At 71.4% G+C, this 22613-nt stretch carries 23 protein-coding genes; 12 read left to right on the forward strand and 11 right to left on the reverse strand.

Annotated features, from left to right (window positions below; translation table 11 throughout):
- Together Csp2054_RS16795 and Csp2054_RS16800 are read left to right on the forward strand one after the other, a co-directional pair.
- Positions 1-442: NAD(P)H-hydrate epimerase (locus Csp2054_RS16795; protein WP_317951769.1), on the forward strand; the 442-nt coding region annotated here is incomplete at its 5' end.
- A 28-nt stretch (positions 443-470) separates the two neighbouring features.
- Complete coding sequence (locus tag Csp2054_RS16800; protein ID WP_096900707.1) at positions 471-1364, forward strand: neutral zinc metallopeptidase; 894 nt, start codon at positions 471-473, stop codon at positions 1362-1364.
- Positions 1365-1426: 62 nt separating this feature from the next.
- On the opposite strand, the gene Csp2054_RS16805 is transcribed toward Csp2054_RS16800, so the two are convergent.
- The gene (locus Csp2054_RS16805; RefSeq protein WP_176491767.1) at positions 1427-2371 is read right to left on the reverse strand and encodes a DsbA family protein; all 945 of its coding nucleotides are present in this window, start codon (positions 2369-2371) and stop codon (positions 1427-1429) included.
- A gap of 244 nt (positions 2372-2615) precedes the next feature.
- On the opposite strand from Csp2054_RS16805, the gene Csp2054_RS16810 reads away from it, so the two are divergent.
- Both Csp2054_RS16810 and Csp2054_RS16815 read left to right on the forward strand, forming a co-directional pair.
- Complete coding sequence (locus Csp2054_RS16810; RefSeq protein ID WP_096900709.1) at positions 2616-3716, forward strand: ABC transporter ATP-binding protein; 1101 nt, start codon at positions 2616-2618, stop codon at positions 3714-3716.
- A gap of 90 nt (positions 3717-3806) precedes the next feature.
- On the forward strand, positions 3807-5108 hold the full coding sequence (locus tag Csp2054_RS16815; protein ID WP_096900710.1) for a DUF4032 domain-containing protein: 1302 nt from the start codon (positions 3807-3809) through the stop codon (positions 5106-5108).
- 279 nt (positions 5109-5387) lie between these two features.
- On the opposite strand, the gene rlmB is transcribed toward Csp2054_RS16815, so the two are convergent.
- Genes rlmB through Csp2054_RS16835 form a run of 4 tightly spaced genes read right to left on the reverse strand, consistent with a single transcriptional unit; the run spans position 5388 to position 9572 of the window.
- Entirely contained in the window at positions 5388-6398 is a 1011-nt protein-coding gene (gene rlmB, locus Csp2054_RS16820) for a 23S rRNA (guanosine(2251)-2'-O)-methyltransferase RlmB (RefSeq protein WP_096900711.1), read from the reverse strand.
- 28 nt (positions 6399-6426) lie between these two features.
- Positions 6427-7836 carry a cysteine--tRNA ligase gene (gene cysS / locus Csp2054_RS16825; RefSeq protein ID WP_096900712.1) on the reverse strand — a complete coding sequence of 470 codons (1410 nt, stop codon included), beginning with the start codon at positions 7834-7836 and terminating at the stop codon, positions 6427-6429.
- 40 nt (positions 7837-7876) lie between these two features.
- Positions 7877-9040, reverse strand: a complete 1164-nt coding sequence (gene ispD, locus Csp2054_RS16830) for a 2-C-methyl-D-erythritol 4-phosphate cytidylyltransferase (RefSeq protein ID WP_096900713.1) — start codon at positions 9038-9040, stop codon at positions 7877-7879.
- A 49-nt stretch (positions 9041-9089) separates the two neighbouring features.
- Positions 9090-9572, reverse strand: a complete 483-nt coding sequence (locus tag Csp2054_RS16835; protein ID WP_017888066.1) for a CarD family transcriptional regulator — start codon at positions 9570-9572, stop codon at positions 9090-9092.
- Between the two features lie 158 nt (positions 9573-9730).
- Between Csp2054_RS16835 and Csp2054_RS18330 the strand changes: the two genes are divergently transcribed.
- Positions 9731-10243: a DNA modification methylase gene (locus Csp2054_RS18330; protein ID WP_096900714.1), complete on the forward strand. Its 513-nt coding sequence runs from the start codon at positions 9731-9733 to the stop codon at positions 10241-10243.
- Positions 10244-10423: 180 nt separating this feature from the next.
- Here the strand turns inward: Csp2054_RS18330 and Csp2054_RS16845 are convergent, their stop codons facing one another.
- Positions 10424-11104: a response regulator transcription factor gene (locus Csp2054_RS16845; RefSeq protein WP_096900715.1), complete on the reverse strand. Its 681-nt coding sequence runs from the start codon at positions 11102-11104 to the stop codon at positions 10424-10426.
- Positions 11101-12267 carry a sensor histidine kinase gene (locus tag Csp2054_RS16850; RefSeq protein ID WP_096900716.1) on the reverse strand — a complete coding sequence of 389 codons (1167 nt, stop codon included), beginning with the start codon at positions 12265-12267 and terminating at the stop codon, positions 11101-11103. Before Csp2054_RS16850 ends, Csp2054_RS16845 begins: the two co-directional genes overlap by 4 nt.
- A 158-nt stretch (positions 12268-12425) precedes the next feature.
- Here Csp2054_RS16850 and phoU point away from each other — a divergent pair, with 158 nt between their 5' ends.
- Positions 12426-13097: a phosphate signaling complex protein PhoU gene (gene phoU, locus Csp2054_RS16855; protein ID WP_096900717.1), complete on the forward strand. Its 672-nt coding sequence runs from the start codon at positions 12426-12428 to the stop codon at positions 13095-13097.
- A 44-nt stretch (positions 13098-13141) separates the two neighbouring features.
- A complete protein-coding gene (locus Csp2054_RS16860; RefSeq protein WP_096900718.1) occupies positions 13142-13690 on the forward strand; it encodes an AAA family ATPase in 549 nt (182 codons plus the stop codon).
- A 178-nt stretch (positions 13691-13868) separates the two neighbouring features.
- Here the strand turns inward: Csp2054_RS16860 and Csp2054_RS16865 are convergent, their stop codons facing one another.
- Positions 13869-14615 (reverse strand): phosphoglyceromutase, encoded by a 747-nt coding sequence (locus tag Csp2054_RS16865; RefSeq protein WP_096900719.1) that lies wholly within the window; start codon positions 14613-14615, stop codon positions 13869-13871.
- Between the two features lie 44 nt (positions 14616-14659).
- Between Csp2054_RS16865 and Csp2054_RS16870 the strand changes: the two genes are divergently transcribed.
- Positions 14660-15436, forward strand: coding sequence for a class I SAM-dependent methyltransferase (locus Csp2054_RS16870; RefSeq protein WP_096900720.1), 777 nt, complete (start codon positions 14660-14662; stop codon positions 15434-15436).
- 106 nt (positions 15437-15542) lie between these two features.
- Here Csp2054_RS16870 and Csp2054_RS16875 read toward each other — a convergent pair whose 3' ends face one another.
- From Csp2054_RS16875 to Csp2054_RS16885, 3 genes are all read right to left on the reverse strand, one after another.
- A complete protein-coding gene (locus Csp2054_RS16875) occupies positions 15543-16613 on the reverse strand; it encodes a YgfZ/GcvT domain-containing protein (RefSeq protein ID WP_096900721.1) in 1071 nt (356 codons plus the stop codon).
- A complete protein-coding gene (locus tag Csp2054_RS16880) occupies positions 16613-17215 on the reverse strand; it encodes an FABP family protein (protein ID WP_096900722.1) in 603 nt (200 codons plus the stop codon). Before Csp2054_RS16880 ends, Csp2054_RS16875 begins: the two co-directional genes overlap by 1 nt.
- A gap of 190 nt (positions 17216-17405) precedes the next feature.
- The gene (locus Csp2054_RS16885) at positions 17406-17687 is read right to left on the reverse strand and encodes a hypothetical protein (protein WP_141399313.1); all 282 of its coding nucleotides are present in this window, start codon (positions 17685-17687) and stop codon (positions 17406-17408) included.
- A gap of 186 nt (positions 17688-17873) precedes the next feature.
- On the opposite strand from Csp2054_RS16885, the gene Csp2054_RS16890 reads away from it, so the two are divergent.
- The 4 genes from Csp2054_RS16890 to Csp2054_RS16905 all read left to right on the forward strand — a co-directional run bounded on the left by Csp2054_RS16890 (position 17874) and on the right by Csp2054_RS16905 (position 22610).
- The gene (locus Csp2054_RS16890; protein WP_096900724.1) at positions 17874-18557 is read left to right on the forward strand and encodes a DNA-binding response regulator; all 684 of its coding nucleotides are present in this window, start codon (positions 17874-17876) and stop codon (positions 18555-18557) included.
- Entirely contained in the window at positions 18554-19408 is an 855-nt protein-coding gene (gene mshD, locus Csp2054_RS16895) for a mycothiol synthase (RefSeq protein ID WP_096900725.1), read from the forward strand. The genes Csp2054_RS16890 and mshD overlap by 4 nt, the downstream gene beginning before the upstream one ends.
- 92 nt (positions 19409-19500) lie before the next feature.
- Positions 19501-21666 (forward strand): RNA degradosome polyphosphate kinase, encoded by a 2166-nt coding sequence (locus Csp2054_RS16900; RefSeq protein WP_096900726.1) that lies wholly within the window; start codon positions 19501-19503, stop codon positions 21664-21666.
- Positions 21663-22610 (forward strand): NUDIX hydrolase, encoded by a 948-nt coding sequence (locus tag Csp2054_RS16905; RefSeq protein ID WP_096900727.1) that lies wholly within the window; start codon positions 21663-21665, stop codon positions 22608-22610. Before Csp2054_RS16900 ends, Csp2054_RS16905 begins: the two co-directional genes overlap by 4 nt.
- The last annotated feature ends 3 nt before the right edge of the window (positions 22611-22613 follow it).

Below are 22613 nucleotides of genomic sequence, written 5' to 3' on the forward strand. Positions count from 1 at the left end.
CACGCCGGCGACGGCCGCTGCGGGCCCTGCGGGCGCGGCCGCGGTCCTCCGCGCCGTGGTGCCCGACGAGGGCGACCGCCTGGGCGCGGTCGCGGCCCGGGCGGCGCTGGACGCCGACCTGGTGCTCGACGGGATCCTCGGGATCGGCGCGAGCGGTCCGCTCCGCTCCCCCGCACGAGCGGTCGTCGACGCACTCCGTGAGCTCGCCCGCGACCAACGGGCACCGTTCGTCGTGGCGGTCGACGTGCCGAGCGGGATCGACGCCGACACCGGGGGCGTGGCCGACGAGCACGTCCTGCACGCCGACGTCACGGTGACGTTCGGCGGCGTGAAGGCGGGACTCCTCACGGGACCGGCCGCCACGCTCGCCGGTCGGATCGAACTCGTCGACGTCGGCATCGGCGCGGAACTCGCGGCGACGGAACCGATCATCCGGACCTGAACGGGATCCGCGCCGTACGTTCTGCTGCATGACGTTCAACGACGACTCGCGGCTGTCCGGTGGCAAGGTCAAGCGACGGGGTCGCACGGCCGCGATCGGTGGCGGCGCCGTGGGGATCGGCGCGATCGTGGTGTTCCTCATCGCGCAGTTCACCGGCTACGACGTGAGTGGCCTGCTCGGCTCCGGCGACGGGCTCACGCAGATCCAGCAGGAGGGCGCCACGGTCGACGCCGCCGCCGAGTGCCGGACCGGTCGTGACGCGAACGCCTCGGTCGACTGTCGGATGGAGGGCGCCGCGGAGTCGCTCGACGCCTACTGGAGCAGCGAGGCGCAGCGCCTCGGGTTCGCCTACCGGTCCCCCGACTTCTTCCTGTTCGACGGCGGGACGGACACCGGCTGCGGCACGGCGTCGGCCGCGACCGGGCCGTTCTACTGCCCACCGGACCGCGCGATCTACCTCGACACGGCGTTCTACGACGACCTGCAGTCCCGGTACGGCTCGTCGGGCGGTCCGCTGGCCCAGATGTACGTCGTCGCGCACGAGTGGGGTCACCACGTGCAGCAGCTCGCGGGCACGTTCGCCGGCACCGACCGGTCGGGCACGGGGGCGTCGTCGGGGAGCGTCCGCGTCGAGCTGCAGGCGGACTGCTACGCCGGGGCCTGGGTGGGTGACGCCGCCGAGACCCGGGACGCCGACGGCCGGACGTTCTTCGAGCCGATCACCCGCGCGCAGATCGCCGATGCCCTGTCGGCGGCGAGCGCGGTCGGCGACGACAGCATCCAGGAGCGCGCGACCGGCCGCGTCGACCCGGACTCGTTCACGCACGGCTCGAGCGAGCAGCGGCAGCGGTGGTTCCTCAGCGGGTACCAGCGGGGTGCGACCGCGTGCGACACGTTCAGCGTGCCCGGCTCGGCGCTGTAGTCGGCGCGGTCGCCCGGCGACGGTCGCTGCGGCAGCGGTCCGGCGTCAGTCGGTGCTCGCGGTCAGTCGGTGCTCGCGCTGGCCGACGGCGACGCCGACGGCGTGGTGGTCGCGGAGGAGGTCGGCGTCGGGGTGGCCGTCGTGTCGGTCGAGCCCGCCGCGGACAGCACGAAGGTGCGGAAGTCGTCGTTCGTGATCGGGTTCGTCAGCTGGTACTGCTGCCCGTTCACGAGCACGAGCGGCGTCCCCGGGAAGGTCTTCAGCGAGGAGCCCGGGATGTCCCCGTCGCTCACCGCGTTCGTCCGCTCGGTGACCCACCGCGCGTAGGTCTGGTCGGCGATGCAGTCCGAGATCGCCTTCGTGTCCTGCATGCCGTCCACGCTCTTGACCACGTCGACGAGGTCGGCGTCGCTCAGCCCCGGGGTGCCCTCGGCCGGCTGCTCCGCGAACAGCGCCCGGTGGAAGGCGAAGAACCGGTCAGGCGAGTGGTCCGCCACACAGGCCGCCGCGTTCGCCGCGCGGAGGGAGTACTTCGTGCCCTGCGACCGGTTCGCCAGGATCGCGACCGGGTGGATGTCCACCGTCGCGGCCCCCGACTCGACGAGGCTCTCGATGTAGTCGCCGTTCGCCTTCTCGAACGAGCCGCAGACGGGGCAGAGGTAGTCCTCGTACATCGTGATGCGCACGGCGTCGGCACCGGCCGAGGACGACGGCGTCGAGGCGCCGCCCGGTGTCCCGGTCTGCACCTTCAGGTCCTGCCCGATGGTGATGCCGCCCTGCGACATGTTGTCGGGTCCGGGTCCGGCCGGGCCGGCGGAGTCGACGAGCACGAGCGTGATCACGGTCGCCGCCGCCAGGAGCACCACGCCGATGCCGATCTGGATCCCGAGGCGTGCTCCGCGCTGCCGACGCTTCTGCTTGGTGCGGTGTTGCTGGGCGCGTTGCCGGGCGGCTTCACGACGTGCGTTCCGCTCGGCGCGGGCGTCACCCTCGGGGCGGTTGGTCATCGGTGTGTCGTCCTCCTGGTCGGCGTCCGCGGCGCCGCACCCCCGAGGCGGCCGACGGACCCGGCGATTGTAGTCGGCGGCTCTGCCAACCACACAACCAGCCGGACGGCACTGGCGCACCGGGCAGAAGTCGTGTTGTATGAACCGTGGTGGTCGACGGCGACCACCCGGGGCCCGAAGGGGCATCCGCTTCACTACGGATCGTCCGGCACGTACCTGCCGGTGAAGGAAGGATCGAACGCTCATGGCGTCCGTCACCTACGACAAGGCCACCCGTCTCTACCCGGGCGGCACCCGCCCCGCGGTCGACTCGCTCGACCTGGACATCGCCGACGGCGAGTTCCTCGTCCTCGTCGGCCCCTCGGGCTGTGGCAAGTCCACCTCGCTCCGCATGCTGGCCGGCCTCGAAGAGGTCAACTCCGGCCAGATCCTCATCGGCGACCGCGACGTCACGGACGTCCCGCCGAAGGACCGCGACATCGCGATGGTGTTCCAGAACTACGCGCTCTACCCGCACATGACCGTCGCCGAGAACATGGGCTTCGCGCTCAAGATCGCCGGCGTCGGCAAGGAAGAGCGTGCGCAGCGCGTGCAGGAGGCCGCCAAGCTCCTCGACCTCGAGCAGTACCTCGGCCGCAAGCCGAAGGCCCTCTCGGGTGGTCAGCGTCAGCGCGTCGCGATGGGCCGCGCCATCGTCCGCCAGCCGCAGGTGTTCCTCATGGACGAGCCGCTGTCAAACCTCGACGCCAAGCTCCGCGTCCAGACCCGCACCCAGATCGCGTCGCTGCAGCGTCGTCTCGGCGTCACCACGGTCTACGTCACGCACGACCAGACCGAGGCGCTCACCATGGGCGACCGGATCGCGGTGCTCAAGGACGGCATCCTGCAGCAGGTCGGCACGCCGCGCGACCTCTACGAGAAGCCGAACAACGTGTTCGTCGCGGGCTTCATCGGCTCGCCGGCCATGAACCTCCTGCCGGCGGACGTCGTCGAGGGCGGCATCAAGTTCGGCACGCTGAACCACGGCATCGAGCGCAGCACGATCGCCAACGCGCGCAGCGGCCAGGTCACGGTCGGCATCCGCCCCGAGGACGTCGTCGTGTCGTCGTCGGGCGAGGGCCTGCCGGTCACGGTCGACGTCGTCGAGGAGCTCGGCGCCGACGGCTACCTCTACGGTCACGCCGACGTCAACGGCCAGCGTGCCGACATCGTCGCCCGTGTCGACGGTCGTTCGCACCCGTCGATCGGTGACACCATCGTCATCGCGCCGAAGCAGGGCCACGTCCACGTGTTCGACACCGAGTCGGGCGAGCGCCTCGACGACAAGGCCGTCGCGAGCGTCTGACGCTGGAACAGCCGGACAGGAGGCGCGGTGCCAGCTGGCACCGCGCCTCCCGTCTGTCGCAGAGACCGTCCGCACCACCAGGAGCCCACCGTGCCCGACTCCCTCGCCATCACCGCCGCCACCGTCGATCCCGGGCTGCTCGACCTGCCGTGGGACCGGCCGCTCGAGGACTGGCCGGACGACGTCATCGTGGCGCTGCCGAAGGGCATCTCCCGGCACCTCGTCCGGTTCGTGCACCTCAGCGGTTACGTCGCCGCGGTCAAGGAGACCGGTGAGGAGATCGCGCGCGCCGAGTACGAGATGCTCCGCACCCTGCAGCGCATGGACGTCCCGTGCGTGGACCCGGTCGCGGTGATCACGAACCGGGTCGACGCCGACGGCGAGCCGCTGCACCCGGTGCTCGTCACGCGCCACCTGCGCTTCTCGCTGCCGTACCGGGCGCTGTACTCGCAGACGCTCCGCCCCGAGACCGCGACCCGCCTGGTCGACGCCCTCGCCCTCCTGCTCGTGCGCCTGCACGTCATCGGGTTCTACTGGGGCGACGTCTCGCTCTCCAACACGCTCTTCCGCCGCGACGCGGGCGCGTTCGCCGCCTACCTCGTCGACGCCGAGACCGGCAAGCTGTACCCGGGCGGTCTGTCGAACGGGCAGCGGGAGAACGACCTCGAGGTCGCGCGGGTGAACATCGCCGGCGAACTGCTCGACCTCGAGGCTGGCGGTCGACTCGACGAGAACGCCGACCCCGTCGACGTCTCGAACCGGATCGTCGCGCAGTACCGCACGCTCTGGAAGGAGCTCACCGGCACGGAGCAGTTCGACATCCGGGAACGCTGGCGCATCAACGACCGCGTCGAGCGGCTCAACGCGCTCGGCTTCGACATCGAGGAGCTCTCGATCCACACGACCGAGGGCGGCTCCCAGGTCCGGATCCAGCCGAAGGTCGTCGACGCCGGGCACCACCAGCGCCGACTCCTGCGCCTGACCGGCCTCGACGCCGGCGAGAACCAGGCCCGGCGGCTGCTCAACGACCTCGACGCGTACCGTGCCCGCAACGGCCGCGACCAGCTCGACGAGGAGATGGTCGCGCACGAGTGGGTCTCCCGGGTGTTCGAACCGGTCATCCGGTCGATCCCGCGCGAGCTCCGTGGTCGACTCGAACCGGCCGAGGTCTTCCACGAGCTCCTCGAGCACCGCTGGTTCATGTCGCAGCAGGAGGAACGCTCGGTCTCGCTGCCGGAGGCCACCACCGCGTACATCAACGACGTGCTGCGCCACCGCCGTGACGAACGGCTCCTCATCAACCCGCCGACGGCCTCGGTGCCGGTCCCGATGGACCTGGACGACGACGTCGAGGAGGACGAGGACGTCGAGGACTGGCGCGCCGGCGTCTGACCCGGGCGCGGGGGTCTCGGCGTCCGGGCGTCCGGGCGTCCGGTCAGTGCGCCGAGGTGCGCTGAGGTTCCAGAATTTCGGCATCTCCGCGCCGTCCGGTCCGGTCCGCGGAACCTCGGCGACACAGGCGCGGCGAGTCGTGGAACCTCGAGGGCGCTCGGGCGGACTGTCCGTCGGCCTCTGGGTCGCGCAGGTGGGGTGTCACCGCAACGGACTGGAGGCCCGGTGCCGGTCTGTGGGACCGGCACCGGGCCTCCAGGCTGGTGACGAGAGCGGGCGCTACTCGGCGCGTCGGCGCCGGGCGACCTCCCACAGCGTCACGCTCGCCGCGATGCCGGCGTTCAGCGACTCGGTCGCCGAGGAGATCGGGATCGACACGATGGCGTCGCAGGTCTCGGTGACGAGCCGCGACAGCCCCTTGCCCTCGGACCCCACGACGATCACGATCGGGCGATCGGCGAGCTCCAGCGCGTCGAGCTCCACGTCGCCGCCGCCGTCGAGGCCGAGCACGAACAGGCCCATCGACTTGAGGGACTTCAGCGTCTGCGTCAGGTTCGGCGCCATCGCGACCGGGGTTCGGGCAGCGGCACCGGCGCTGGTCTTCCACGCGCTCGCGGTCACACCGACGGACCGGCGCTGCGGCACGATGACACCGTGGCCGCCGAACGCCGCCGTCGACCGGATGATCGCGCCGAGGTTGCGAGGATCGGTGATGCCGTCGAGCGCCACCATCAGCGGGACCTCGTCCTTGGCGAACGCCCGCTCGACGATGTCCTCGGACACCGCGTACTCGTACGCCGGGACCTTCAGCGCGACGCCCTGGTGGACGCTGTCGTGCCCGGTGATGCGGTCGAGCTCGGGACGCATGAGCTCGATGATCGGCACACCGCGGTGGTTCGCGAGGGCGAGGATCTCCTTGACGCGGTCGTCGACCTCGATGCGGGAGGCGACGTAGAGGGTCGTCGACGGCGTCTTCGTGCGGAGCGCCTCGAGCACGGAGTTCCGCCCGGTGACGAGCTCGGAGTCGTCGCTCTTGCGCTGCGGCGGACGGCCGGTGCGCTGCTGCGGCGCACTCGACGCCCCGTGACGACCCCGCGCGGCCTCGAGCCGCTCCTTGGCGGCCTTGCGCTTGCCGGCCGGGTGGTACGGACGGTCCTCCGCCTTCGGCGTGGGCTTGCGGCCCTCGAGCGCCTGGGCGCCCTGGCCGCCGGAGCCGACCTGCTTGTTGCCCTTGCGGCCCGACCGGACGGCGCCCGGTCGGCCCTTCTTGCTCCCGGAAACGTTCTTCATGCTCAGCTCCTGTTCGGCACGGCCGTGGTCAGGCGATGCTCCAGCGGGTCCCCGCTGCGGTGTCCTCGATGGTGATGCCCGCGGCGGCGAGGTCGTCACGCACGCGGTCGGCCGTCGCGAAGTCCCGTGCGGCCCGGGCGTCGGCGCGCTCCTGCACGAGGCGTTCGACGAGGGCTGCGAGCGGGGCGGCCGAGGTGTCCTGACCGCCGCTCGACCAGTGGGCCGCTCGCGGGTCGATGCCGAGCACCTCCACCATCGCGGCCACCTGATGGTACGCGAGACCGAGCGCTTCCGCATCGTCGGCGTCGAGGGCGGCGTTGCCGGCGCGCACGGTCTCGTGCAGCACGGCGAGGGCCTGCGGCACCGAGAGGTCGTCGTCCATCGCCGTGGCGAAGGCCTCCGGGACACCCGGCGCCTCCCGGAGCTGGACGCCCTCGAGCCGTGGAGCGGCGCGGATCAGGAAGCCGGCGATGCGGTCGTACGCCGCCTCGGCCTCGGCCAGGGAGCCGTCGTGGTGGTCGATCGACGAGCGGTAGTGCGCGGCGCCGAGGAAGTACCGCACGACCTCGGGCCGCGCGGCACCGAGGAAGTCCGCCGCGAAGATCGAGTTGCCGAGCGACTTCGACATCTTCTGCCCGTCGACCGTGACGAGGCCGTTGTGCAGCCAGTAGGACGCGAAGGGGTCCCCCGCGGCGGTCGACTGCGCGAGCTCGTTCTCGTGGTGCGGGAACCGGAGGTCGAGGCCGCCGCCGTGGATGTCGAACGCCGGGCCGAGGTACCGACGGCTCATGGCCGAGCACTCGATGTGCCAACCCGGACGCCCCGGACCCCACGGGCTGTCCCACACCGCGGTGTCCGGCTCGCCGTCCTTCCGGCCCTTCCAGAGCGCGAAGTCCCGCGGGTCGTGCTTGCCGCGCGGGTCGGCGTCCGAGGCCTCGACCATGTCCTCCCGCCGCTGACGGGTGAGGGCGCCGTAGTCCGGCCAGCTCCCGGTGTCGAAGTAGACGTCGCCGGAGCCGTCCTCGGCGGCGTACGCGTGGCCGCGCTCGATGAGCCGCTCGATGATCGCGTGCATCTGCGGGACGCTCGCGGTCGCCCGCGGCTCGTAGGTGGGCGGCAGGATACCGAGCGCGCGGTACGCGGCGGTGAACTCGAGTTCGACCCGGTAGGCGCGGGCGAACCACTCCTCGTCGGTGTCCGCCGCCAGGTCGAGCACCTTGTCGTCGATGTCCGTCACGTTGCGCACGAGGGTCACCCGGTAGCCGCGGTACGTCAGCCACCGGCGCCAGATGTCGTAGACGAGGGCGGAACGGAGGTGCCCGATGTGCGGCGACGACTGCACGGTCGGCCCGCACACGTAGACGCTCACGTGTCCGTCGACCAGCGGGACGAGGTCGACGACGGCGGCGGCACGGGAGTCGTACAGGCGAACGGTCACGCCCCCAGCCTAGGACGTCGGGCGAGCCGGACGACGGACGTCAGGCGGGCCGGACGACGGCGGTGGCGATCGCGGCGAGGCCCTCCCCGCGGCCGGTGAAGCCGAGGCCGTCCGTGGTCGTGCCGGAGACCGCGACCGGTGCCCCCACGACGGCGGCGAGCACGTCCTGCATCTCGCCGCGCCGGGCACCGATCCGCGGGCGGTTCCCGACCACCTGCACCGTCACCGACTCGGGCACCAGACCGGCCTCGGCGAGCAGGTCGACCGCCCCGCGGACGAAGACGTCGCCCGTCGCGCCGGCGTACCGCGGGTCGGCGGTGCCGAAGCGTCCGCCGATGTCGCCGAGCCCACCGGCCGAGAGCAGCGCGTCGCACACCGCGTGTGCCACGGCGTCGCCGTCGCTGTGGCCGGAGAGTCCGGGTTCGCCCGGGAAGTCGAGCAGCCCGACGCGGCAGCGCACGGCGTCGTCGAAGGCGTGCACGTCCACCCCGAGGCCGATCCGCACCCGCGCGGGCACCGGCTCGGTCCGGGCGCGGACGATCGACTCGGCGCGTGCGAGGTCCCACGCCGTGGTGATCTTGAACGCGTCGGCGTCCCCGGCGACGTGGCGGACGGTGAGCCCGGCAGCCTGGAGGACACCGGCGTCGTCGGTCTCGGAGCGGCTCGATCCGGCGTAGGCGCTCCGGAGTGCGGCGAGCGGGAAGCCCTGCGGCGTCTGGACTCCGACGAGCGTGGATCGGTCGACGGTCTCGAGCACGACGTCGTCCGCCACGCGCTTGACGGTGTCGACGACCGGCAGCGCCGGCACCACCCCGTCCCCGGTCGTCGCGACGGCGTCGAACACGCGCTCGAACTGGTGCGCCGGGGTGAGGCACCGCGCCGCGTCGTGCACCAGCACGACCTCGACGGGGTCCGGCAGCACGGCCAGGCCGGCCTGCACAGACGCGTGGCGATCCGCGCCTCCCGGCACGACCGCCGTGTACCGGACCGCCGCTCCCGCGACCGAGGCGACCACCTGCCGGCACTCGTCGAGCCGGTCGGCGGGGGCGACCACGACGACGAGCGTCGGCTCCGTGAGCGTGAACAGCGGTTCGAGCGCCCGCGCGAGCATGAGCCGACCGGCGACCGGCACGAACGCCTTGGCGGTGCCGATGCCGAGCCGGGTACCGGACCCGGCCGCGACGACGACGACCGCCCTGCTCACCCCTGAGGGGAGCAGCGCGGTCGTCGTGTCGTTCAGTTGTCGCGTGCGATCAGGACGCGAGGACCTCGTCGAGGACGGTCGATGCTTTGTCCTCGTCGGTCTTCTCGGCCAGTGCGAGCTCGGAGATCAGGATCTGCCGGGCCTTCGCGAGCATGCGCTTCTCACCGGCGGAGAGCCCGCGGTCCTGGTCGCGGCGCCAGAGGTCGCGGACGACCTCGGACACCTTGATGACGTCACCGGAGGCGAGCTTCTCGAGGTTCGCCTTGTACCGGCGCGACCAGTTCGTGGGTTCCTCGGTGAACGGTGCACGGAGGACCTCGAACACCTTGTCGAGCCCTTCCTTGCCGATCACGTCGCGCACACCGACCAGGTCGACGTTGTCCGCCGGTACCTCGATCGTCAGGTCACCCTGGGTCACCCGAAGCTTCAGGTAGACCTTTTCCTCGCCCTTGATGACGCGCGTCTTGACTTCTGAGATGGTTGCCGCCCCGTGATGGGGGTAGACCACGGTCTCGCCGACCTCGAATTGCATGTATCAGGCTCCGTTCCGAGACACCCAGTTTACCACAAGCCGTTTTCGGGTAAGGGGCACCTAACAACCCGACCCCCGCGCGATCGGTAGGATGGCGTCGGACCGTCCGGTCCACGAACGTCACCTTCCGGAGGAATCTCTTGCGAGCTCGGGTTCTCGTGTCCGTCGCCGTTGCGGCAACCATCGCGCTCGGCGCCACCGGCTGCGAGTTCATGGCGCCCGCGCAGACGACGGAGATCAAGCAGATCACCGACGGTGTGAACGTGTCGACCGGCAAGCTCGACGTCCGCAACGCGCTGCTCATCTCGGACGACGGTGACGGCGCCCGCTTCATCGCGACGCTGCTCAACCACTCCGAGTCCGACGACATGACCGTCTCGGTCGAGGTCGGCGGCGACACCCAGACCGTCGAGGTGCCGGCGCAGTCCCGCCTCGACCTGGCGAACGACGGCAAGCACGACACGCTCGACTTCCCCGACGCGAAGACGACGCCGGGGTCGCTCGTCAAGGTCTACTTCTCGTACTCGGGTGCCGAGGGCGTCTCCGCCAACGTCCCCGTGCTGACCACGGCGCAGGAGGAGTACGCGACCCTCGCGCCGACCCCCACCCCGACCGAGACCCCGTCCGGTTCGCCGTCGGCCACCGCGACGGACACCCCGATCAACCCGTAGCCGGGCACGGCGCGCGCGTCGCGCCCAGCAGCGCACAGGAGGCGCGGAGCCGGTCTCGATGACCGGCACCGCGCCTCCTGTGCGTACGGTGGTCGGACGGCGCGAGCGCGCGCAGGCTGCCGCGGCAGTGGCCGCGGCAGCAACTCGCGGCCGCCGGCCGCGGGTTGTGCTCCCGCGCCGCTACGCCTCGATGCGGTAGCCCAGTCCGCGCACCGTGACGAGGATCTCCGGCGCGCTCGGCACGCGCTCGATCTTCGACCGCAGCCGCTTGATGTGCACGTCGAGGGTCTTCGTGTCGCCGAAGTAGTCGGAGCCCCAGACCCGGTCGATGAGCTGCCCGCGGGTGAGCACGCGACCGGCGTTGCGGAGCAGGAGCTCGAGCAGCTCGAACTCCTTCAGGGGCATCGGCGTCTCCGAGCCGTCCACGGTCACCGTGTGGCGCTCGACGTCCATCCGGATCCCGCCGACCTGCAGGATGCCGGTGTCGCCCGGGTCGTCCTCGGTCCGGCGCCGGAGCACCGCGCGGATGCGGGCGAGGAGCTCGCGGGTGGAGTACGGCTTCGTCACGTAGTCGTCCGCGCCGAGCTCGAGCCCGACGACGATGTCCACCTCGGAGTCCTTCGCCGTCAGCATGATGATCGGCGCGTTCGACCGGGTGCGGATCTGCCGGCAGACCTCGGTGCCGGACAGCCCCGGCAGCATGAGGTCGAGCAGCACGAGGTCCGGGTTCTCGGCGTCGAACTTCGACAGCGCGGTCACGCCGTCCGCGGCGACGGAGGTCTCGTACCCCTCGCGCTGCAGGAGGAACTCCAGGGGCTCGCTCAGGGCCGGCTCGTCGTCGACGATGAGGATCTTGGTCACGATGGCTGCTCTTCCAGTTGCTCTTCGAGTGCGGTGGTCAGGTCGGAGTCCGCCTCGGGCAGGCGGATGGTGAAGGTCGAGCCCTTGCCGGGCTGCGACCACACGCGCACGTCCCCGCCGTGGTTGCCGACGACGTGCTTGACGATGGCGAGCCCGAGCCCCGTGCCGCCCGTGGCGCGCGAACGGGCGGGGTCGACCCGGTAGAACCGCTCGAACACGCGGTCGAGGTCCGCCTCGGGGATGCCGACGCCCTGGTCGGTGACGGCGATCTCCACGAAGCCCTTGCTGCTCCGGACGCCGACGCCGACGCGGGTGCCGTCGGGCGAGTACTTGATCGCGTTCGCGATGAGGTTCGACACGGCGACCTGCAGGAGCCCCGGGTCGCCCATGACGCGGAGCTTCGACTTCTTCGCCCGCACGAGGTCGATCGAGCGGGCCCGGGCGACCACCTCGTTCGCGTCGACCGCCGCCTGCACGACCTTGTCGATGCTCGTCTCCTCGCTGGTCTCGAGCGCGTCCACCGACTGCAACCGGGACAGCTCGATGATGTCCTTCGTCAGGGCGCCGAGCCGCTCGGACTCGGTGATGAGCTGGGCGGCGAACTTCCGCACGTGCACCGGGTCGTCCGCGGCGGCCACGAGGGTCTCGGCGAGCAGGCCGATCGCACCGATGGGCGTCTTCAGCTCGTGGGAGATGTTCGCGACGAAGTCCCGCCGCACCTCGTCGATGCGCCGGCTCTCGGTGAGGTCGTCGGCGGTCACGAGCACGTACCGGTTGCCCAGCTGCGCCGCCCGGAAGCTCAGGTAGCCCACCAGCTCGCCGTGCCGACCGCGGGGCAGCTCCATGTCCTCGGAGCCCATCTCCCCGCTCGCGCGCACCCGGTCGACCAGGTCGCGGAGTTCCTTGTGCACGAGCCGTCGCCGCACGACGAGTCCGACCGTGAGCGCCTGCGGCGAGGCGGCCACGACCGTGTTCGAGGGATCGACGACCACGGCGGGGTTGTGCATCGTGGCGATCACCGCGGCCACCCCGTCGGGCAGGGTCCGCTCCGCCACGTCGGCTGCACGTGCCGTGCGCTCGGCGGTGATGATCAGCACCACGACGCCCGCGCCGAACACCCCGCCGAGGAGCATCGACAGTGGCACGAGCCACGCGTTGTCCATGCCGTCAGTGTAGGGAGCGTCACGCGGGGTTCGGACGCCGTTCACGTCCGGTCCGCGCGGTTCCGGCCCGGTCGGCAGCAACGTTCAACCGCACGTCACCGTTCGTTCACCTGGGGTGACGACACTCGACCGGTACCGCAGAGAGAGGCACATCCCCCATGCGCGAAGTCTTCCAGCAGGAACTGCAGGACGTCCAGGAGCGACTGACCGAGATCGCCGGGCTCGTCGAGTCCGCGATCACCCGCGCCACCCAGGCGTTCAGCGAGTCCGACGTGGCGCTCGCGGAGGAGGTCATCGCGGACGACGCCAAGATCGACGCGGCTGCCAACAGCCTCGACGAGATCGCCATCGACATCCTCGCGCGCCAGGCGCCGGTCGCCCGTGACCTCCGGGTCGTGGTGACCGCCCTGCGCGTCAGCTCGTCCCTCGAACGGATGGGCGACATGGCCGAGCACATCGCGCAGCTCGCCCGGCAGCGCTTCCCGGAGAAGGTCGTGCCGAAGGGCCTCCGCGGCACCTTCAAGCAGATGGGCGCGCACGACGTGGCCATGGCGCAGAAGCTCACGCGGCTCCTCGCGACGGAGGACATCAAGCTGTCGGCGGAGATCCGCGACGAGGACGACCAGGTCGACGAGCTGCACGCGAGCGTGTTCGACTTCGTGCTCGGCGAGACCTGGAAGGGCAACCCGATCGACACCGTCGACGCGACGCTGGCCTCCCGCTACCACGAGCGCTTCGCCGACCACGCGGTGTCGATCGCGAAGAAGGTCGAGTACCTGGCGACGGGCGACTGGGCCGGCGCGGCGTCCGTCACGGCCTCCCCGGCCTGATCGGCCGTTTTGCGGTCTTCCCGCTCTGACGGGAAGATCGGGGCATGGCTCAGGTCGCGATCGTCGTCAACGGGATGCCCGGCTCGGGCAAGAGCACGGTGGGCGCCGCCCTCGCCGAGGTCCTCGGGTGCCCGTTCCTGTCGAAGGACCGCATCAAGGAGCCGCTCGCGGACCTCGCCGGTCCGATGATCGCCTCCCGCGACCTCGGCGCGATCGCCATGGACACGATGTGGTCCATGGCGCGGGCCGTCGAGAACGGGGTCGTCCTCGACGCCGTCTGGCTCCCGTCGCGTGACCGCGACCTCCTGGAGGCGGGGCTCGCCTCCGCCGGCTCGCCTCGCGTCGTCGAGGTGTGGTGCGACGTCGACCGCGCGACCGCCGACGAACGGCTGCGGGAGCGCTACGAGCCCGGCACCCTGCCGGTCCGGCACGAGGTGCACGGAGACCTCGCGTCCGTCCTGGCGTTCTGGGACGAGCACGATGACGCGGCGGGTCCGGTCGGTCTGCCCGGCGTCCCGGTCGTCCGGGTGGACACCGCGTCGACCTACGACGTCGGCGCCCTCGTGCAGGAGATCGCGTCGCACTTCGTCTGACGCGGGACGCAACGCGACCGCGCTGCCGAAGCGACACTGTGCCGCGGAGGGGATCCGTTCCTCCCGGCGAAGCGACAGAACCCGGCGGAACGTTCGCGGCGATCTGTCGCTTTCGCGAACCGCGCGAACGCACGAATGCCCCGCCCGCGGATGCGGACGGGGCATTCGTGACGTGGTGCTACTTCTTCGCGCCCTGGGCGGCGACGGCGGCGGCACCGGCCTCGGCCGCGGCGGGGTCGAGGTAGTACGAGGGCTTCGTCGGACGGAAGTCGTCGTCGAGCTCGTACACGAGCGGGATGCCCGTCGGGATGTTCAGTCCGGCGATGTCCGCGTCGGAGATGCCGTCGAGGTGCTTCACGAGCGCACGGAGCGAGTTGCCGTGGGCGGTGACGAGGACGGTCTTGCCGGCCGCGAGGTCCTTCGTGATGTCCGACTCCCAGTACGGCAGCAGGCGGTCGATCACGAGCTTGAGCGACTCGGTGCGCGGGAGCTGGTCGCCGAGGTCGGCGTAGCGGCGGTCACCGGCCTGCGACCACTCGGCGTCGTCGGCGATCGGGGGCGGCGGGACGTCGAACGAGCGACGCCACTCCATGAACTGCTCCTCGCCGTACTGCTCGAGCGTCTGCGCCTTGTCCTTGCCCTGGAGGTCGCCGTAGTGCCGCTCGTTCAGACGCCAGTCGCGCTTGACCGGCAGCCACGCGAGATCGGCCTCGAGCAGGGCGATGTTCGCGGTCTGGATCGCGCGGGTCAGCAGCGACGTGTAGAGGACGTCCGGGACGATGCCCGACTCGGCGATGAGCTCGCCGGCGCGCTTCGCCTCCTTCTCGCCCAGCTCGCTGAGTCGGACGTCGACCCAACCGGTGAACAGGTTCTTCTGGTTCCAGTCACTGTTGCCGTGACGGAGCAGGACGAGCGTGGAGGTCATGCCCCGAGTCTACCGAGCACCATCAGCGCCGTAGCCTGGTGTGCATGCCCATCGGGAACGTCACGCGTGGCACGACCGGGTACAACCGGCTGCGTCGGGTCGACCGGTGGATCGCCGCCCTCCCGGTCCTGCGTCGGACCGAGGACCCGCTGGTGGCCGACGTGGGCTTCGGCGCCCGCCCGACCACGACACTCGAGATGCGCGACCGATTGGCCCGGGTCCGTCCCGACGTCGAGGTCACGGGGATCGAGATCGAGCCGGACCGGGTGGCGCTCGCGAACGCCGGCACCCGCGACGGCGTCACGTTCCGACTCGGCGGGTTCGAGACCCCGACACCCGGTGGTCGGCGAGCCGCGGTGATCCGGGCCTTCAACGTGCTCCGGCAGTACGACGAGCACGAGGTTCCCGGGGCGTGGCGGATCATGCAGGACCGACTCCAGCCGGGCGGCGCGCTGGTCGAGGGCACCTGCAACGAGGTCGGACGCGTGGCCTCGTGGGTGACGCTCGACGACCTCGCGCCGCGGACGTTCACGGTGTCGCTGCGCCTGGCCGGGCTCGACGTGCCGAGCGTCGTGGCCGAACGGTTGCCGAAGGCGCTCATCCACCGGAACGTCCCCGGCGAGCGCGTGCACGGGTTCCTGCGCGACCTCGACCTGGCGTGGGCGGTCGCGGCGCCGCTCGGGACGTACGGCCCACGGCAGCGCTGGCTCGCGGCCGTCGCCGGGATGCGCGACCGGGGCTGGCCGGTGCTGCACGGGACGACACGGTGGCGGCTCGGCGAGCTCAGCGTGCCGTGGGAGGCCGTCACCCCGGCCGACTGACGGTAGGGCTGGCGGAATGCGCGCGCTTCGACGTTGCGCGCCGTGATCGACGGGTGCGACGTCGAAGCGCGGGCGTCTCGTGGAGCGGGACGGGAGCCGCGCGCGGCTACGAGCGGCGGACGGCCCCGAGGCGGGGCAACCGCGGCACGTTCGCCGTCGCACCGGCACCCGGGGGCACGATCACCTGCTGCGCGGCCGTCACGACCACGTCGTCCACCGGCAGCGTCAGCGTCGCGTCGGGGTCGAGCGACCGCTTGACGACCGCCAGGCCGATCGGACCGTCCTCGTGGTGGACCGCCGAGGCGGCGAGCCGTCCGACCTCCTTGCCGTCGAGCAGCACCGGCGTCCCCGGCGTCGGGAGCACCCCGTCCGACCCGTCCAGGTGGAGCAGGACCACCCGACGCGGCGGGTGCCCGAGGTTGTGCACCTTGGCGACCGTCTCCTGCCCCCGGTAGCAGCCCTTCGACAGGTGGACCGCCGAGCGCAGCCAGTCGAGCTCGTGCGGGATCGTGCGCTCGTCGACGTCCGAGAGCGAGGGACGCCAGGCGGCGATGCGCAGTGCCTCGTACGCCAGCAGGCCCGCGGCCGGCTGGTCCGACGCGGCGAGCGCCGCAGCGCTGTCGGGGGTGACCACGGCGATCCGGAGGTCCCAGTCGGAGCCGGGATGGGCCTCCAGGGCGGCGTAACCCCACCCACCGGGCGCGACGGCCGACCACGGGTCGACCCACTCGACGACCGCGTCGGCGGCAGCCGGGTCGCCGCCGAGGCGACCGAGCGTGGCGAGGTCGGCCGTGCGGTCGGCGACCTCCACCCGGAGCATGAAGCGCATCGATTCGAGCCACGCGGCGAGCGGGGCCGCGTCGCCCGTCTCGGTGAGGAGCCAGGTCGTGGTGCCGTCGTCGACGACGCGCGCCGCGTGCTCCACCCGGCCGGAGGCGTCGAGCACGAGGGTCTCCGTCGAGACCCCCGGCTGCAGTCCGAGCAGCAGCTGCGACGTGATCGAGTTCAGCCACGAGAGCCGGTCGGGACCGGTGACCGTCACGACGCCGAGTCCGAGCTCGACGACCGCCCGACCGGCCGACAGCGCGCGCTGCTCGCCGATCGGGTTGCCGAAGTGCGCGGCGACGCCGGAGGGCGCGACGACGAACCCCGGCCGTGCGGCGAAGGGGGACGACATCAGTCGACCTTCGCGAGCTGTCCCGAGGCGTGCGAGGTGAGCTCCTTGCCGAGCGCGGCGATGTCCCAGGCCCAGAAGAGCTTGCCCTCGACCAGGCCGTACAGGCGCGTCGCGGCCGAGTAGTCCTTGGCGTTCGGGGAGCGCATCACGGCGTCGGTGGCGAGGTCGATCCGGCCCTTGAGCACCCGACCGACGTAGAGCTCGTTCACGCCGGTGGGGTGCACGATCGTCGCTTCGATGTCGAACCCGTCGGTGGCGTTGCGGAGGGTCTCGACGCTCTGCGTGGTGCCGAACGGGGTCGGTCCCTCGCCCAGGAGCATCGCCGGTCCGCGGTCGCCGGGCTCGTGCGGACGGTCGAGTCGCCAGTACCCCATCTCGGCCGCCAACGGGGTGTGCTCGTCGTCGAGCAGCCACGTGGTGGACGAGTAGTTGAGGTAGGGCAGGCCGTCGTGGCTGAAGCTGACGCGCTGTCCGAAGTCGTACTTGCGCGGCTCGTCCTCGTCACCGACGGGGTACTCCACCACACCGGTGCCCTCCCAGACGCCGACGAGCCAGGACAGCGGGACGAGCTCGGGAGCCAGGCCCTCGGGCAGATCGATCAACGCTGGCCCTTGAACAGCTTCACGATCACGGTCACCGAGACGAACGCGATCGCGAGCGACGCCAGGCCCAGCAGGCCCACGTAGAAGAGCTCGAGCGGCAGCAGCGAATCCATGCGTCGAGTCTACGCGGGACCGCTGACGACGCCAGGACGGCGTCGGTGCGCCGCGTCCGGGTGCGGCGGCGAGGGCGTCAGCGCGCGAGCAGCACCACGGCCGTGACGAGCACGACGACGAAGGCCCCGGACGATGCGATGCTGATCCGCTCGACCAGACCGTCCTTCGTCGCCGTGATGAGCTGCAGCACGAAGCTCACGAGGACGCAGAGCACGAACACGAGGAGCAGCCAGGCGAACGAGTCGCGCGGCGTCAGGGTGACGACGAGCACGGCCCCGACGACCGCGAGCACCCAGACGGGCAGCACGGACGTCAGCCGGAGTCGGCGTTGGTCGGCGGGCGGCACGGGCTCGGTCACGCGCCCCATCATGACAGGAGCGGGCGTCGGGTGCGCCGTCGGCGCGGTCCACGCCGTCCGCACCATCCGCATCTTCCGCGCTGTCCGCGCCGTCCGTCCGCGGGCGGACCGTCCACCCGGACGCCTGGCCACATCCCGAGCATCACTAGGATGTCTCCACGACGTCCCCCACGTTCTGGAGGTCCTGTGGCCCAGCTCCTGGTACTCACCTCTGCCGCGCCCGGCGACGTCCTGCCGGCGCTCGGCCTCCTGAGCCACCGGATCCGCCACGTCCCCGCCGACGCCGCGCAGCTCGTCAACGCTCCGCAGAGCGACCTCGTGTTCGTCGACGCCCGCTCCGACCTCGTCGGCGCGAAGGCCCTCTGCAAGATCCTCGTGACGAGCGGTTCGACGACGCCGATCGTGCTCGTCGTCACCGAGGGCGGCCTCACGGCCGTGAACAGCGAGTGGAACGTCGACGACGTCGTGCTCGAGACCGCCGGCCCCGCCGAGGTCGACGCGCGCATCCGGCTCGCCGCCGGACGGGCGTCGAAGAACCCGGCGAGCTCGAAGATCCAGGCGTCCGGCGTGGTGATCGACGAGGCCAGCTACTCCGCGAAGGTCCGGGGCCGGCCGCTCGACCTGACGTTCAAGGAGTTCGAGCTCCTCCGGTTCTTCGCCACCCACCCGTCGCGCGTGTTCACCCGCGAGCAGCTCCTCAGCGAGGTGTGGGGCTACGACTACTTCGGCGGGACGCGCACGGTCGACGTGCACGTGCGACGGCTGCGTGCGAAGCTCGGCGACCTCGAGTCGCTCATCGGCACGGTCCGGAACGTCGGCTACCGCTTCAACGTCTACGAGGACGAGGCCGATCGGCTGGCCGGCCAGTGACGGTCGACCTCGACGCGTTCACGGTCGCGGGCGAGCCGCGGCCGTTCTCCGACCAGACGCTGGTCGACGTCCGTGCCGGACGGGCGACGGTGCTCGGCGACGAGCGCGGGGTCGCGGTGGTACGGGACGGCGAGCTGGAGGTCGTCGTCGCCCGGGAGGCGCGGGGGCACGGTCTCGGGACTGCGCTCGTCGAGCGGGCGCTCGCCCTGGGCGACGGGGCGCGGGCGCCCGCCCCGAGCGACGGGGTGCCTGCTGCATCGGAGGCGCCGCGGCTGGCGTGGGCGCACGGGGACCACCCCGCTGCGCGGGCGCTCGCGGCGCGGTTCGGCTGGACCGCCGTCCGGACGCTGCTGCGGCTCCGGGCACCGATCGCCGACGACGCTCCCGACCCCGACGTGCCGGACGGGTACGCCCTGTCGTCGTTCCGGACCGGGGACCCCGGCGACGAGGCCGACTGGCTCACCCTGAACGCCGCCGCCTTCGCCCATCACCCGGAGCAGGGGCGGATGACCCTCGCGGACCTGCGCTCCCGCGAGGGAGAGTCCTGGTTCTCGGGCGACGACCTGCTCCTGCTGCGCGATGCGGACGGAGCGCTGGCCGGCTCGTGCTGGCTCAAGGTCGAGGACGGCGTCGGCGAGTTCTACGCCGTGGCCGTGCGGCCGGACCTGCAGGGCCGGGGCCTCGGCGGTGTGCTGATGCGGGCCGGGCGGCGACGGCTGGCCGGCCGCGGACTCACCGGGGCCGTCCTGTACGTCGAGGGCGACAACGGACCGGCGCTGGCGCTCTACCGGCGGTCCGGCTTCGCGGAGGACGCGGTGGACGTGCAGTACGCGGCACCGCAGTCGCGCTGACCACTCCTCCACAGGCCGTTCCTTCACCTGTCGTTCCCACAGCGTCCACGTGGAGCCGTGGTCGTCGGGCACGCGGGTGGCAGGATGTCGGCATGGACACCGAACCGCAGCTCGACGGCGACTCCGTCGCACCGGACCTCGACGACTTCGACGAGGTCGTCGAGGTGGAGCACGAGTCGCTGCCCTCGGACCGCTACTTCGACCGAGAGCTCAGCTGGCTCCGGTTCAACCAGCGTGTGCTCGAGCTCGGCGAGGACCGCACGCAGCCGCTCCTCGAGCGGGCGAACTTCCTCGCGATCTTCGCGTCCAACCTCGACGAGTTCTTCATGGTGCGGGTCGCCGGGCTCAAGCGCCGCATCGACACCGGCATCGCGGTGCCGACGAACGTCGGGCGTGCACCGAGCGACGTCCTGCGGGACATCGCGACGAAGGCGCACGAGCTGCAGGACCGGCACGCCAGCGCGTTCATGGACTCGTTGAAGCCGGACCTCGACGCAGCGGGCATCCACATCGAGCACTGGTCCGACCTCGACGAGGCCGACCGGCTGCGGATGCGCGAGTACTTCAGCGAGCAGATCTTCCCGGTGCTCATGCCGCTCGCGGTCGACCCGGCGCACCCGTTCCCGTACATCTCCGGTCTGTCGCTCAACCTCGCCGTGCGGGTGCGGAACCCGAAGTCGCAGCGGCAGGAGTTCGCCCGCCTCAAGGTGCCGCAGAACTTCTCCCGCTTCATCGCCCTGCCCGACGACGGCAGCGGTCGGCAGCGGTTCATCCCGCTCGAGGACCTCATCGCCAACCACCTCGACGACCTCTTCCCGGGGATGGAGGTGCTGGAGCACCACGTGTTCCGGGTCACCAGGAACGAGGACGTCGAGATCGAGGAGGACGAGGCCGAGAACCTCATCCAGGCCCTCGAGCGCGAGCTGCTCCGCCGTCGGTTCGGTCCGCCCATCCGGCTCGAGATCACCGAGGACATGGACCCGGTGACGCTCGACCTGCTGGTGCGGGAGCTCGACATCACCGAGCAGGAGGTCTACCGCCTGCCGTCGCCGCTCGACCTCGGCGGCCTCTTCGAGATCGCGAAGATCTCCCGTCCGGACCTGCACTACCCGAAGCACGTGCCGACGACGCCGGTGCAGTTCCAGCCGGGCGAGCCGAACACCAAGCCCGACCTCTTCCGGGCGATCGCGCGCGCCGACGTCCTCGTGCACCACCCGTACGAGTCCTTTGCGACGAGCGTCCAGGCGTTCCTCGAGCAGGCCGCTGCCGACCCGAACGTCCTCGCCATCAAGCAGACGCTGTACCGGACCTCGGGCGACAGCCCCATCGTCGAGGCCCTGATCGACGCGGCTGCGGCCGGCAAGCAGGTCCTCGCGCTCGTCGAGATCAAGGCGCGCTTCGACGAGCAGAACAACATCACGTGGGCCCGCAAGCTCGAGAAGGCCGGCGTCCACGTCGTGTACGGCCTGGTCGGGCTGAAGACCCACTCGAAGCTCGTGCTCGTGATCCGCCAGGAGGGCGGGACGCTCAAGCACTACAGCCACATCGGCACCGGCAACTACAACCCGAAGACCTCGCGCATCTACGAGGACATGGGGCTGTTCACGGCAGACGACACGGTCGGCAAGGACCTCACGCGGCTGTTCAACGAGCTCTCCGGCTACGCGATCGAGAAGAAGTTCAAGCGCCTGCTCGTCGCGCCGCTGCACCTCCGGAAGGGCCTGGTGAAGCGCATCCAGGCCGAGGCCGACAACGCCCGGGCCGGCAAGCCGTCCGGCATCCGCATCAAGGTCAACTCGATGGTGGATGAGCAGGTCATCGACGCGCTCTACCTGGCCAGCCAGGCCGGCGTCCCGATCGACGTGTGGGTGCGCGGCATCTGCTCGCTCAAGCCGGGGATGGAGGGCGTCAGCGAGACCATCCGCGTGCGCAGCGTCGTCGGCCGCTACCTGGAGCACTCGCGGGCGTTCGCCTTCCACAACGACGGCGACCCGATCGTGTACATCGGCTCGGCGGACATGATGCACCGCAACCTGGACCGGCGGGTCGAGGCTCTCGTGCGACTGTCCTCCCCCGACCACGTGGCCGAGGTGCAGCGGATGTTCGACCTCGCGATGGCGGACGACACGAGCTCGTGGCACCTCGAGTCCGACGGCGAGTGGTCGCGTCATTCGACCGACGACGACGGGCGACCGCTGCAGGACGTGCAGAATGTCCTCATGCGCACGATCTCGGCCCGGAAGCGCTCCACTCGGTGAGCGGCGGTCCCACCGGCCCCGTCCTCGCAGCGGGGGCTGTCGTCTGGCGTGAGCAGGACGGCCAGCCGCTCGTGTTGCTCATCCACCGCGAACACCACAACGACGTCTCCTTCCCGAAGGGCAAGGTCGACCCGGGCGAGAGCGTCCCGACGACGGCGGTCCGCGAGATCGAGGAGGAGACCGGCTACCGGGTGCACCTCGGAGCACCCCTCGGGACCGCCGAGTACGTGCTGCCGAACGGCCGCGACAAGGTGGTGCACTACTGGTCGGCCCGGGTCTCCAAGAAGGAGTTCGAACGCGCGGGCGCCTTCGCGCCGAACGACGAGGTCGCCTCGGTCGAGTGGGTCACGATCGACGACGCCCACGGTCGCCTCACGTACGACCGCGACGTCGAGATCCTCACCCGGTTCGCTGACCGTGCCGCGGCCGGTGAGCACCGGACATTCGCGCTCATCGCCCTGCGGCACGCCAAGACGGTGCCCGGCTCCGACTGGGACGGCCCCGACGCGACCCGGCCGCTGCTGCCGGTCGGTCGGTCGCAGGCCAAGGCCGTCGTGTCCCCGGTCGCGGCGTTCGGACCGAAGAAGATCGTGAGCAGCACGGCCGCCAGGTGCCTGGCGACCGTGGAGCCGCTCTCCGCCCGGACGAAGGTCGGCGTGCAGGCCACCCCGGACATCAGCCAGGACGCCCACGACCGCGGGGCCGCGAACGTGAAGGGCGTGGTCCGGCGTCGGCTCGACAAGGAGAAGTCGACCGTCCTGTGCTCGCACGGACCCGTCCTGCCGGACATCATCGCGCGCATCGCCGGAGCGACCGCCGACGGCAGCCGGCACTTCGACCTCCGTCGTGCGGCCATGCTCTCGGTCGGCGACTTCGCCGTCATGCACATCGCCGACGGCCGACTCGTCGCGGTCGAGACGCACCGCAACCCCGTCGCGTCGTAACCC

Origin of the sequence: Curtobacterium sp. 'Ferrero' (assembly GCF_002412165.1) — a bacterium.
In the GTDB taxonomy this organism is placed as follows: domain Bacteria; phylum Actinomycetota; class Actinomycetes; order Actinomycetales; family Microbacteriaceae; genus Curtobacterium.